This window comes from Streptomyces sp. NPDC030991 (assembly GCF_055571235.1).
The window spans coordinates 1-12,963 of sequence record NZ_JBVIFR010000020.1; the positions used below are offsets into that span (position 1 = coordinate 1).

Genomic DNA, 12,963 nt, shown 5'->3' on the forward strand with positions numbered 1-12,963 from the left:
TTTTGGCACGCTGTTGAGTTCTCAAGGAACGGACGCTTCCTTTGTACTCACCCTCTCGGGTTTTCCTCCGGGCGCTTCCCTTCGGTCCTGCTGTGACTCTATCAGATCTTTCCGATCCGATTTCCTCGGGGTCCTGCTCCGCTTTCCGGCCTTTCGGCTTTCCTGCGGTGTCGACTCTATCAGATCCTTTCGGGCCTGATTCCCTGTCAACCGGGTTTGTCTTCCCGGCCGTTGGGCCGTTCCGACCTCCCAAACATTAGCGGATCCTCGCGGCAGTTCCTAATCGGAGCGATCAGGTCGTTCGCAACCCAATAACGAAAAAGAATTCGGGCATACCGAAATCATTCCCGGTGGGAGATCGTGCTGGTGTTGGGTGCCGCGTGAGCGGCGGGAGGTGCCGTCGCGGAGCCATCGGCTCCGTGACAACTCGAAGGACCCTACGCCACCGACGCCGGTAGTACAAAAGCGGGGTCCGGCACTCGTGTGCCGGACCCCGCCCAGAAGCCGCTCAGACCTTGGCGGTCTCCCTCGGCTCGCCGCCGCGCGGCGTCGGTACCTCCGTGTCGTCGTCCTCGCTCGTGTCGAGGAGCGTCCGCTCGTCGAACGGCAGCTTCCCGGCGAGCACCCGCTCGACCCGGTCCCGGTCGACCTCTCCGGTCCACGTTCCGATGAGCAGCGTGGCCACCGCGTTGCCCGCGAAGTTCGTCAGCGCGCGGGCCTCGCTCATGAACCGGTCGATGCCGATGATGAGGCCGACCCCGTCGACCAGCGCCGGCTTGTGCGACTGGAGTCCGCTCGCGAGCACCGCGATGCCGGAACCGGAGACACCGGCCGCGCCCTTCGAGGCGACCATCATGAAGAGGAGCAGCCCGATCTGCTGCCCCACGCTCATCGGCTGGTCCATGGCGTCGGCGATGAACAGGGAGGCCATGGTCAGGTAGATCATGGTGCCGTCGAGGTTGAAGGAGTAGCCGGTCGGCACCGTGATGCCGACGACCGGGCGGCTCACGCCCAGGTGCTCCATCTTCGCGATGAGGCGGGGCAGCGCCGACTCGGAGGACGACGTGGAGAGGATCAGCAGGAACTCCCGGCCCAGGTACTTCAGCAGGGCGAAGATGTTGTAGCCGGCCGCGAAGCGCAGGATCGCCGCCAGCACGATGCCCACGAAGAGGGCGCAGGTGACGTAGAAGCCGATCATGATCGTGGCGAGTGCCTTGAGTGCGTCCACGCCCGTCTCGCCGATCACCGCGGCCATCGCGCCGAAGGCGCCCACCGGGGCGGCCCACATGATCATGCCGAGGACGCGGAAGACCAGCTTCTGGATGTGCTCGACGCCGCGCAGGACCGGTTCGCCCGAGCGGCCCATGGCCTGGAGCGCGAAGCCGACGAGGAGGGCGACGAGGAGGGTCTGGAGGACCTCGCCCTCGGTGAACGCGGAGACCATCGTCGTGGGGATGACGCCGAGGATGAAGTCGACCGGGCCTTCCGCGGCGTCCTTGGCCGCGGTGTGGCCGATCTCCTTCGTGGCTTCGGTGAGGTGCATGCCGTCGCCGGGGTGCAGGATGTTGCCGACGACGAGGCCGATGGCGAGGGCGACCATCGACATGACGATGAAGTAGCCGAGGGCGAGGCCGCCGACCTTGCCGATCTTCGCGGCCTTCCGTACCGAGCCGACGCCGAGCACGATCGTGCAGAAGATGATCGGGGAGATCATCATCTTGATCAGGTTCACGAAGCCCGTGCCGATGGGCTTGAGCTCCTTGGCGAAGTCGGGCCAGATGAAGCCGACCGCGATGCCCAGGAGCACCGCCACGATGACGGCTATGTACAGATAATGCGTGCGGTCCCGCTTGGGGGCGGGGGACGTGGTTGCGGTCCCGGACTCAGCCACGGTTCCTCCTGACGACGACGACGGCGGCGTACTGGAACGGTTCAGACGGTGCGGCTCACGGTCTGCGGATCCCGGTGACTATCTCCCAGGGCGTGAGGACCGTCACCCTTCCGTTCATTTAGTTCGTGCTTGTACGGCCGGGCAGACTGGCGGGCATGCGCCTCCCCCTGCCCCGCAGCCTCGCCGGCCAGCTCTTCGCGATGCAGGCCGTCCTGGTGGCGGTGGTCGTCGCGGGGTGCGCGCTGTTCACGTACGTCAGTGACCGTGGTCAGGCGGAGAGCGCGGCGCGGCGGCAGGCGACGGCGGCGGCCACGGCGGTCGCCGACTCGCCGTCGGTGCGGGCGGCGATCGCGGAGCAGGGGGATCCGTCGCGGCGGCTGCGGCCGTACGCCGACGCCGTGCAGCGGCACACCGGCGTCGACTTCGTGACGATCATGGACCCGGACGGCATCCGCTGGACGCACCCCGACGAGCGGCAGATCGGCAAGCGGTTCCTGGGGCACATCGGGCCCGCTCTCCGTGGCCGGACGTTCCCGGAGACGTACACGGGCACGCTCGGGCCGTCGGTGCGGGTGGTGACGCCGGTGTTCGGGCCCGGGCACCGGGTCGTCGGGCTGGTCAGCGCCGGCATCACCATCGACGAGATCACCGCGCAGGCGCGCGGGCAGGTGCTGGCCGTGGCCGGGGTGGCGGGCGCCGCGCTGGTGCTCGGCGGTATCGGCACGTACGTCATCAACGCGCGGCTGCGGCGCCATACCCACGGGATGAACGCGGCCGAGCTGAGCCGGATGCACGCCTATCACCAGGCCGCGCTGCACGCCGTCCGGGAGGGGCTCGTCATGCTCGACGGGCAGCGGCGGGTGGCGCTCATCAACGACGGGGCCCGTGAGCTGCTCGGGGTGGCCCAGGACGCGGTGGGGCGGGGTGTCGCCGGGCTGGGGCTGCCCGCGCCGCTGACGGGTGCTCTGCTGGCCGCCGAGCCGCGGGTCGACGAGGTGCATCTGACGGCGGACCGGGTGGTGGTCGTGAACACCTCGCCGGTGGCCAGCGGTGACCGGCGCGGCACCGTCGTCACCCTGCGCGATCACACCGAACTCCAGTCGGTGATGGGCGAGTTGGACTCGGAGCGGGGGTTCACGCAGGCGCTCAGGTCGCAGGCCCACGAGGCGGCGAACCGGCTGCACACGGTGGTGTCGCTGATCGAGCTGGGCCGCGCGGAGGAGGCCGTCGACTTCGCCACCGCGGAGCTGGAGCTGGCCCAGGCGCTGACCGACCAGGTCGTCGGCGCCGTCAGCGAGCCGGTGCTGGCCGCGCTGCTGCTCGGCAAGGCGGCGCAGGCCAATGAGCACGGGGTGGAGCTGGTCGTCTCCGGTGACACGCGGATCGACGACGGGCTGTTGCCGCAGGCACTGACCGCCCGCGATCTGGTGACGGTGCTCGGCAATCTCGTGGACAACGCGGTGGACGCGGCGCAGGGCTCCCCGCGCGCCCGGGTCACGGTCATGGCCCGCGCCACGGCCGACGCCCTGCTGCTGCGGGTCACGGACAGCGGGCCGGGGGTGGACCCGGAGCACGCGGACGCGGTGTTCGAGCGCGGCTGGTCGACGAAGCCGGCGGGGCCGGGCGGCCGCGGCCTGGGGCTCGCGCTCGTACGGCAGGCGGTGCGCCGCAACGGGGGCACACTGGAGCTGACCCGGCCGCCGGAGGGCGGGGCCGAGTTCACGGCGCTGCTGCCGCTGGGGGCGGAGGCGGACGCCGCACCGCCGGCGGCAGGCGCCGGCCTCGTGACGACTTCTCAGGACGGAACACCATGACGGACCCGCGGATCAGAGTCCTGGTGGTGGAGGACGATCCTGTCGCCGCCGACGCCCATGCCCTGTACGTCAACCGGGTGGCCGGGTTCGTGACCGTGGCCAAGGCCCGCAGCGCGGCCGAGGCGCGCCGCGCCCTCGACCGTGCGGCCGTCGACCTGATCCTGCTCGATCTGCACCTGCCCGACGGGCACGGTCTCGCGCTGGCCAGGTCGCTGCGGGCCGCGGGGCACCAGGCCGACGTCATCGCGGTGACGTCGGCCCGCGATCTGACCGTCGTACGGGAAGGTGTGTCGCTGGGCGTCGTCCAGTACGTGCTGAAGCCCTTCACGTTCGCCACGCTGCGCGACCGGCTGGCGCGCTATGCCGAGTACCGCACGTCGAGCGGCGAGGCGACCGGGCAGGACGAGGTCGACCGGGCTCTGGCCAACCTGCGCTCCCCCGCGCCGGCCGCCCTGCCCAAGGGGCTGAGCGCGCCGACCCTGGGGCGGGTCACGCAGGTGCTGCGCGAGGCCGCGCCCGACGGCCTGACGGCGACGTCGGCCGCCGGGTCGGTCGGTATCTCGCGCATCACCGCGCGCCGCTACCTGGAGCACCTGGTGGAGGCGGGGCTCGCCGTGCGCAGCCCGCAGTACGGGCAGGTCGGGCGGCCGGAGCTGGTCTACTCCTGGAAGTGAGCCGCCGTCAGCGGACCCGGAAGCGGGTGAGCTGGTCCTCGGCCGCGGGGCCCGTGCCGGACTTGTCGACGACGTAGGCGGTGCCGTTCGCGATCTCGACGTGGTTGGGGTTGGCGCCGGTGGTGACCGTCTTGACGACCGTGCCCTTGCGCGGGTCGACGACGGTGGCGGTGGCGTCCGTGCGGTTGACGGCGACGACGGCGCCTGAGCGGTCGTCGGTGGCCACGGAGAGCGGGCCCGCGCCCGTCGCCACGGACTTGGTGACGAGGCCCTTGTCGAGGTCGACGACGGAGACGGTGCCCGCGGTGTTGTCGGCCGTGTAGGCGGTGCGGCCGTTGGCGGAGAGCGCGACGGAGATGGGGCCGTCGCCGGTCGGGACGAGCCGCGGCGTCGTGGACCTGGCGGTCACCACGATGAGCTGGTCGTTGGTGAGGTCGGCGGCGTAGACCGTGCCGGTGCGCTCGTTCACGGCTATCCCGGTGGGGCCGGCGCCCTCGACGGTGACGCGCTTCCTCTCCTTGAACGTACGGCTGTCGAAGGCCACCAGGCTGCCGTCGCCGAAGCCGCTCGCCCACACGGTGTCGTGCTTCTCGTCGACGACGATCTCGCGGGCGTGGGCGACGTTCGGCAGGGTCGCGAGGTGGGAGCCGTCGCGCTGGCTGTAGACGGCGACGCTGTTGTCGCGGGTGTTGGTGGTCCAGACGGTGTTGTGCTCGTCGTCGACGGCGACGCCGTAGACGGCCTCGACGGCGCCGGTGGCCGCGTCGGTGACCGGCGGCGTGTAGGTGGCGAGCACCTTGAGGGTCTTCGGGTCGACCTTGGTCAGGGCGGAGGTGGTCACCGGGGGGCGGCCCACGGCCGACGCGGTCCACAGGACGTGGTTCCGCTCCGAGTACGCCGACTGGTAGAGGCCTTTGGTGACGGGCGCGGTGACGGAGGCGGGGGCTCCGCTGCCGGTGGAGGCGACGGCGGCCGGGGCCGTCGTGGCACCCGCCACGAGGGCCACCACGACGGCGGCGGAACGGCGGATCCTGGGCGTGATGCGAGGCATGCGGCGTCAATCTCCTTGTGAGGCAGGGGCGTTGTGTGACCACCCGAAGATTAACTTAGCTTAGCCTAACCTAACTTTCTACTTCGACCCCGGTGCGCCGCACACCCATTGACCCTGCTCCGGACCGGCCCGTACGTTTCCGGGCAGCCCCGCGAGGCAACGATGCCCGTGAGCTCCGTAGGAGGTCGTGCCCGTGCGCCCCACCGCCCCTCTCCTCGTCGCCACCGCCCTGCTGGCCGCCGGCACGCTCACCGCCTGCGGCGGCGGCTCCGGCAGCGACTCGAACACGATCAAGGTCTCGTTCAAGCAGTCCACGGACAACCAGATCAAGGTCATGGACACCTATCTGGCCGCGATCAAGAAGCAGTTCGAGAAGGCCCACCCGGGCAAGAAGGTCGAGCTCGTCCCGATCAAGGCCCCGGACTCGGAGTACTACACGAAGCTCCAGCAGATGCTGCGCTCCCCGAAGACGGCCCCCGACCTGGTCTACGAGGACACGTTCCTCATCAACTCGGACATCACCAGCGGCTACTTGCGCCCCCTGGACCAGTACCTCGACACGTGGTCGGACTGGGACCAGTTCATCGGCACGGCGAAGACCGCGGCGAAGGCCCAGGACGGCAAGACGTACGGCGTCCCGGACGGCACGGACACCCGCGGCCTCTGGTACGACAAGGGCATCTTCGAGAAGGCCGGCATCGCCACGCCCTGGCAGCCGGAGAACTGGGCCGAGATCCTCGACGCGGCCCGCACCATCAAGAAGAAGGTGCCGGGCGCGATCCCGCTGAACGTCTACACCGGCAAGCCCAACGGCGAGGCCGCGACCATGCAGGGCTTCGAGATGCTGCTGTACGGGACGGGCAGCGGCGGCGGCGATCCGCTCCACGACAGCTCGTCCAACAAGTGGATCACCGGCTCGAAGGCGTTCAAGGACAGCCTCGGCTTCGTGGACACGGTCTTCCGGGAGAAGCTCGGGCCCGACGTCTCCGACGCCCTCGACCCGAACTGGGCCACCCGGGTGCGCGGCGAGATGCTGCCCGAGGGCAAGCTCGGCATCAACCTCGACGGCTCCTGGCTCCCGCAGGACTGGCTGAAGGGCAGCGGCCACGAGTGGCCCGAGTGGTCGCGGAAGCTGGGCCTCGCGCACATGCCCACGCAAGACGGCCAGGCGCCCGGCAAGGTCAGCATGTCCGGCGGCTGGACCTGGGCCGTCCCGGCCAAGTCGGGCAACCCGGACCTCGCCTTCGACTTCGTCAAGACGATGCAGACGAAGGCCAACGCGCAGCGCTGGTACATCGCCAACTCCGGTATCTCGGTCCGCAAGGACGTCGCCGCCGACCCCGCGTACGTGAAGGCGCAGCCGGGCATCAAGTTCTTCACCGACCTGGTCGCCACCACGCACTACCGCCCGGCCTACCCCGCGTACCCCAAGGTCTCCACCGCGATCCAGGAGGCGATGGAGTCGGTGACCACCGGGGACTCCTCGGTCGACGAGGCCGCGTCGGCCTACGACGAGCAGCTGAAGACCGCCGCCGACGGCAAGGTGGTCAACAAGCCCTGACCCGGGCGCCGTTGAGAAACTGGAAGGTGACCACAACCACGTGATCCGCCACCGCTCGGTACTCCGCGCCCTGCCCGTCGCCCCGGCCACCGTCATCATGGCCCTCTTCCTCGCGGGCCCGATCGCCTACTGCGCCTACATCGCCTTCACCGACCTCCAGCTCACCGGCCAGGCGGAGTCCTCCTTCGTCGGGTTCGACAACTTCACGGCCGCGTTCCGGGACGACGCCTTCCTCAACGCCGTCCGGCTGACGCTCGTCTTCACGTTCCTGTCGTCGATCGTCGGCCAGAACACCCTGGGCCTGGCCCTCGCGGCGCTCATGCAGCGCGCCTCGAAACCGGTCCGCACGGTCACCGGCGCGGTGGTCGTGACGGCCTGGGTGCTGCCGGAGGTCGTCGCCGGGTTCCTCCTCTACGCGTTCTTCCGCCGGGAGGGCACCCTCAACGCGATCCTCGACCAGCTCCATCTGCCCGGCCAGAACTGGCTGTTCACGCTGCCGATCCTCGCCGTGTCGTTCGCCAACGTGTGGCGCGGCACGGCCTTCTCGATGCTCGTCTACTCGGCGGCGCTCTCCGAGATCCCGAAGGAGATCACGGAGGCCGCCGAGGTGGACGGCGCGAACGCCTGGCAGCGCCTGTGGCACGTCACGCTGCCGATGATCCGCCGCTCCATCGGCACCAACCTGATGCTCAACACGTTGCAGACGCTCTCCGTCTTCGGGCTGATCTGGGTGATGACCCGCGGCGGGCCCGGCAACCACAGCCAGACGCTCCCCCTGTTCATGTACGAGCAGGCCTTCCAGAAGAGCATGATCGGCTACGGCACGGCGGTCGCCCTGCTCCTTCTCGTGGTCGGCTCCCTGTTCTCGCTGGTCTACATGCGCCTGCTGCGCTCGGAGGACTGAGTGACCCGCCGCCGCACCAGAACCCGGCTCGCGGCCGACGCCGGCCTCACCCTGGTCGCCCTCACCTTCGTGCTCCCGCTGGCCTGGGTGGTGCTGTCGTCCCTGGACGCCGACGCGAACCTCAAGGTCAAGTTGCCGGCGCACGCGACGCTGGACAACTTCGACGCGGTCCTGAAGCCGGACATCACCTTCACCCCGCTGCTGAACAGCCTGATCCTGTGCGGCGGCGCGACGGCCCTCACGGTCGTCAGCGCCGCGCTCGCCGCGTATCCGCTCTCCCGCTACCGCTCGCGCCTGAACAATCCGTACCTGGCGACGATCCTCTTCGCGACGTGTCTGCCCATCACAGCGATCATGGTCCCGGTCTACGCGCTGTTCGTGCAGGTGAATCTGATCGACACGATGGCGGGGACGATCTACTTCTTCACCGCCTCCCAACTCCCGTTCGCCGTCTGGCTGATGAAGAACTTCATGGACGGCGTCCCGAAGGAGCTGGAGGAGGCGGCCTGGACGGACGGCGCGGGCACCTTCCAGTCCCTGGTCCGGATCGTGCTGCCGCTGATGGGGCCGGGCGTCGCCGTCGTCACGGTGTTCTGCTTCGCCATGATGTGGGGCAACTTCTTCGTCCCGTTCATGCTGCTGCTCTCCCCCGACCAGATGCCGGCGTCGGTCAGCATCAACGACTTCTTCGGCAACCGCGGCACGGTCGTCTACGGCCAGCTCGCGGCCTTCTCGATCATCTACTCGACGCCGGTGATCCTGCTGTACGTGCTGGTCTCGCGGCGCTTCGGCGGGGGCTTCGCGCTCGGCGGCGCCGTCAAGGGGTGAGAGCGCCGGCGCCTGTACCTTCCTCCGTATTTTCCTACGACATGTGACGCACGACGAACGCACCGTAGCCAAACGGCGCGTTCCCCCTTACTTTGTGCCCGTGCACACCGCCGCGGCGCATCAGCCCACCCCGCCCTTCAACGCCCCTGCCGCCCGCCGCCTCCGCGAGGCGCTCGGGATGGCACCGGGCCATGTCGCGTACGGCATGCGCGCCTCCTACGGGCTCGCCCACATAACCCCCGAGATGATCATTGCCTGGGAGCGCGGGGACGCGGCGCCGATGGCAGGCGAGCTCACCGCGCTCGCCGGGGCGCTGTGGTGTTCGCCGGGTGAGCTCATCGGGGCGCCGCGGACCTTGCGCGAGCACCGGCTCTCGCTCGGCCTCGCTCCGGAGGACGTGGCCCGGGACGTCGGCGTCGAGATCCACGCGTATCTGCGGATGGAGGAGACCGGCGAGTGGCGGGGCAACGACCGCCAGTCGAGCGCGCTCGCCGGGGTGCTGCGGCTCGCGCCGCGCGCGTTCACGACGGTGACCGGGCGGGACGGTCAGCTGGTGGAGCTGCTGCGCAGCGCGGCGACCACGCGCTGGCAGGCGTACGTGCGGCCGGTGACGCGGCTCGTGCCGGTGCAGCGGCGCGAGGCGGAGGACGTGCTGCACGAGATGCACCTGGAGTACCAGGCGCTGATGACGTCCACGCTGACCTGGGGCGGCGGCCCGTCGGCCGCCTCGGGGGACGCGGGGCGGGACTTCCTGGAGCGGATCCTGGACGAGTTCTGGTCCAGGATCCGCAATCCGTGAGCCGAGCGAACTGCGCGAGCCGCGCGAACTAGAAGACGGACTCCGCTTCCTCGATCCGGTCCCGGGGGACCGTCTTGAGCTCGGTGACCGCGTCGGCGAGCGGCACCATGGTGATGTCGGTGCCGCGCAGCGCGGTCATCTTGCCGAACTCGGCGCGGTGCGCGGCCTCCACGGCGTGCCAGCCGAACCGGGTGGCGAGCACCCGGTCGTACGCGGTGGGGGTGCCGCCGCGCTGCACGTGGCCGAGGATGACGGGCCGCGCCTCCTTGCCGAGGCGGGACTCCAGCTCGTAGGCGAGGGCGGTGCCGATGCCCTGGAAGCGCTCATGGCCGAACTGGTCGATGGCGCCCTTGCCGTAGTCCATCGTGCCGTCGATGGGGTGCGCGCCCTCGGCGACGCAGATGACGGCGAACTTCTTGCCGCGGGCGAACCGCTCCTCGACCATCTTGACCAGGTCGGCCGGGTCGAAGGGCCGCTCGGGCAGGCAGATGCCGTGGGCGCCGCCTGCCATGCCGGACTCCAGGGCGATCCAGCCCGCGTGCCGGCCCATGACCTCGACGACCATCACCCGCTGGTGGGACTCGGCGGTCGTCTTGAGGCGGTCCATGGCCTCGGTGGCGACGCCGACGGCGGTGTCGAAGCCGAAGGTGCGGTCGGTGGAGGAGATGTCGTTGTCGATCGTCTTGGGGACGCCGACGACGGGCAGGCCCGCGTCCGACAGCATCCGGGCCGCGGTGAGCGTGCCCTCGCCGCCGATCGGGATGAGGACGTCGAAGCCGGCCCCGTCGGCGAGCTGCTTGACGTTCTCGCAGGCCGCGCGGAACTTGTCGCGCTCCAGACGGGACGAGCCGAGGATGGTGCCGCCGCGGGCGAGTATGCCGCTGACCGCGTTGAGATCGAGGGGCCGGGCGCGGCCGTCGAGCAGGCCCGCGTAGCCGTCCTCGAAGCCGATCACCTCGTCGCCGTAGTGCGTGACGGCTCGGTGCACGACCGACCGGATCACTGCGTTCAGTCCAGGGCAGTCGCCGCCTGCGGTCAGAACTCCGATGCGCATCGTGCTGTGTCTCCTGCTCGCTGCCGGTACGTGTGAGCCACTGCGATTCTTCCACGCTCCGGGAGCAGCCGCGTTCGCGCCCGGCGGCGCCGGGCGCTTCGGCATGCTGTCCGAGGGCACTGGGACCCTGCTGTACAGGACCTTCGGCCGGGGGGCGACTTACCCACCGCCGGAGGTATTGTCAAGAGGGCAGGGCTTTCATTACGGCCATTTTTTTCGGCCGCCCGCCGAGGACCACGTCCACCGAGGACCCCATGTCCGCCGAGGACCATGAAGGAAACGGAGAGCACGCGTGACGCGCAGCGTGTACGTGACCGGGACCGACCGGGGCGACGGCCGCCAGGTCGTCGAGCTGGGAGTCATGGAGCTCCTGACCCGCCAGGTCGACCGGGTGGGCGTCTTCCGCCCGCTCGTCCACGACGGCCCCGACCGCCTCTTCGATCTGCTGCGGGCCCGCTACCGGCTCTCCCAGGACCCGGCGAGCGTGTACGGCCTCGGGTACCAGGAGGCGGCCGCGATCCAGGCCGAGCAGGGCACCGACGAGCTGCTGTCGCGGCTGGTCGACCGGTTCCACGCGGTGGCCGGGGAGTATGACGTCGTACTGGTGCTCGGCACCGACTACGCCGACACCCAGCTCCCCGACGAGCTGGCGCTCAACGCCCGGCTCGCGAACGAGTTCGGCGCGGCCGTGCTGCCGGTCGTCGGCGGCCGCAAGCAGACCGCCGAGTCGGTGGGCGCCGAGGTCCGCAACGCCTACCGCGCCTACGACGACCTGGGGTGCGACGTCCTGGCGATGATCGCCAACCGGGTCGCCGCCGAGGACCGCGACACCATCCACGAGCAGCTGGCGGCCCACGTCCCGGTGCCGGCCTTCGTCCTGCCCGACGAGCCCGCGCTCTCCGCGCCGACCGTCTCGCAGATCACCCACGCCCTCGGCGGCACGGTGCTGCTCGGCGACGGCGCGGGCCTCGCCCGGGACGCCCTGGACTTCGTGTTCGGCGGCGCCATGCTGCCGAACTTCCTGAACGCCCTGACCCCCGGCTGCCTGGTCGTCACCCCCGGCGACCGCGCGGACCTGGTGGTCGGCTCGCTCGCCGCGCACAGCGCAGGCACCCCGCCCATCGCGGGCGTCCTGCTCACCCTGAACGAGCGGCCCGGTGAGGAGATCCTGAAGCTCGCCGACCGGCTGGCGCCCGGCACGCCCGTGATCGCGGTCTCCGGCGGCTCGTTCCCCACGGCGGCCGAGCTCTTCGCCCTGGAAGGCAAGCTGAACGCCGCGACGCCCCGCAAGGCGGAGACCGCCCTCGGCCTCTTCGAGCGGTACGTCGACACGGCGGGCCTGCTCAGGACCATCCAGGCGCCGTCCACGGACCGCGTCACGCCGATGATGTTCGAGCACAAGCTCCTGGAGCGGGCCCGCGCGGACAAGCGGCGCGTCGTCCTGCCCGAGGGCACCGAGGAGCGGGTGCTGCGCGCCGCCGACGTGCTGCTGCGCCGCGGCGTCTGCGACCTGACGCTGCTCGGCCCGGTCGAGCAGATCCGCAAGAAGGCCGCGGACCTCGGCGTCGACCTCGCGGACTCCGAGCTCATCGACCCGCAGACCAGCGAGTTGCGGGACCGTTTCGCGACCGCGTACGCGGAGCTGCGCGCCCACAAGGGCGTCACGGTGGAGCTGGCGCACGACGTGGTCGCCGACGTGAACTACTTCGGCACGCTGATGGTCCGGGAGGGGCTGGCCGACGGCATGGTGTCGGGCTCCGTGCACTCCACCGCCGCCACCATCCGGCCCGCCTTCGAGATCATCAAGACGAAGCCGGAGGCGGCGATCGTCAGCTCCGTCTTCTTCATGTGCCTGGCCGACAAGGTCCTCGTCTACGGCGACTGCGCCGTCAACCCGGACCCGGACGCCCGGCAGCTCGCCGACATCGCCATGCAGTCCGCGGTCACCGCCGAGCAGTTCGGTGTCGACCCGCGCATCGCGATGCTCTCCTACTCGACCGGCACCTCCGGCTCCGGCGCCGACGTCGACAAGGTCCGTGCGGCCACCGAGCTGGTCCGCGAGGCCCGCGGCGACCTGCGCATCGAGGGCCCGATCCAGTACGACGCCGCGGTCGAGCCCAGCGTCGCGGCCACCAAGCTGCCCGGCTCGGACGTCGCCGGCCAGGCCAGCGTGCTGATCTTCCCGGACCTCAACACCGGCAACAACACGTACAAGGCCGTGCAGCGCTCGGCCGGCGCGATCGCCGTCGGCCCGGTCCTCCAGGGGCTGCGCAAGCCGGTCAACGACCTGTCCCGCGGCGCGCTCGTGCAGGACATCGTGAACACCGTCGCCATCACGGCGATCCAGGCCCAGACGCCGGCCAACTGAACCCTCGTACCCGACGAAA

10 protein-coding genes are annotated in these 12,963 nt (G+C 70.4%); 7 read left to right on the forward strand and 3 right to left on the reverse strand.

What is annotated here, in order from left to right; translation table 11 throughout:
• Positions 1-508: 508 nt before the first annotated feature.
• On the reverse strand, positions 509-1,891 hold the full coding sequence (locus ACZ45E_RS30305; RefSeq protein WP_468226641.1) for a cation:dicarboxylate symporter family transporter: 1,383 nt from the start codon (positions 1,889-1,891) through the stop codon (positions 509-511).
• 155 nt (positions 1,892-2,046) lie between these two features.
• Between ACZ45E_RS30305 and ACZ45E_RS30310 the strand changes: the two genes are divergently transcribed.
• Positions 2,047-3,705: a sensor histidine kinase gene (locus tag ACZ45E_RS30310; protein ID WP_468226643.1), complete on the forward strand. Its 1,659-nt coding sequence runs from the start codon at positions 2,047-2,049 to the stop codon at positions 3,703-3,705.
• Positions 3,702-4,379 carry a response regulator gene (locus ACZ45E_RS30315; protein ID WP_468226645.1) on the forward strand — a complete coding sequence of 226 codons (678 nt, stop codon included), beginning with the start codon at positions 3,702-3,704 and terminating at the stop codon, positions 4,377-4,379. The genes ACZ45E_RS30310 and ACZ45E_RS30315 overlap by 4 nt, the downstream gene beginning before the upstream one ends.
• A 7-nt stretch (positions 4,380-4,386) precedes the next feature.
• On the opposite strand, the gene ACZ45E_RS30320 is transcribed toward ACZ45E_RS30315, so the two are convergent.
• Entirely contained in the window at positions 4,387-5,430 is a 1,044-nt protein-coding gene (locus ACZ45E_RS30320; RefSeq protein WP_468226647.1) for a YncE family protein, read from the reverse strand.
• A 193-nt stretch (positions 5,431-5,623) separates the two neighbouring features.
• On the opposite strand from ACZ45E_RS30320, the gene ACZ45E_RS30325 reads away from it, so the two are divergent.
• From ACZ45E_RS30325 to ACZ45E_RS30340, 4 genes are all read left to right on the forward strand, one after another.
• Complete coding sequence (locus tag ACZ45E_RS30325; protein ID WP_468226650.1) at positions 5,624-6,991, forward strand: extracellular solute-binding protein; 1,368 nt, start codon at positions 5,624-5,626, stop codon at positions 6,989-6,991.
• Positions 6,992-7,088: 97 nt separating this feature from the next.
• Positions 7,089-7,895 (forward strand): carbohydrate ABC transporter permease, encoded by an 807-nt coding sequence (locus tag ACZ45E_RS30330; RefSeq protein ID WP_468226984.1) that lies wholly within the window; start codon positions 7,089-7,091, stop codon positions 7,893-7,895.
• Entirely contained in the window at positions 7,896-8,723 is an 828-nt protein-coding gene (locus ACZ45E_RS30335; RefSeq protein ID WP_468226653.1) for a carbohydrate ABC transporter permease, read from the forward strand.
• A 100-nt stretch (positions 8,724-8,823) separates the two neighbouring features.
• Positions 8,824-9,522: a helix-turn-helix domain-containing protein gene (locus ACZ45E_RS30340; RefSeq protein WP_468226656.1), complete on the forward strand. Its 699-nt coding sequence runs from the start codon at positions 8,824-8,826 to the stop codon at positions 9,520-9,522.
• Between the two features lie 28 nt (positions 9,523-9,550).
• Here ACZ45E_RS30340 and ACZ45E_RS30345 read toward each other — a convergent pair whose 3' ends face one another.
• The gene (locus tag ACZ45E_RS30345; RefSeq protein WP_468226658.1) at positions 9,551-10,576 is read right to left on the reverse strand and encodes a 6-phosphofructokinase; all 1,026 of its coding nucleotides are present in this window, start codon (positions 10,574-10,576) and stop codon (positions 9,551-9,553) included.
• Positions 10,577-10,868: 292 nt separating this feature from the next.
• Between ACZ45E_RS30345 and pta the strand changes: the two genes are divergently transcribed.
• Positions 10,869-12,944, forward strand: a complete 2,076-nt coding sequence (pta, locus tag ACZ45E_RS30350) for a phosphate acetyltransferase (protein ID WP_468226661.1) — start codon at positions 10,869-10,871, stop codon at positions 12,942-12,944.
• The last annotated feature ends 19 nt before the right edge of the window (positions 12,945-12,963 follow it).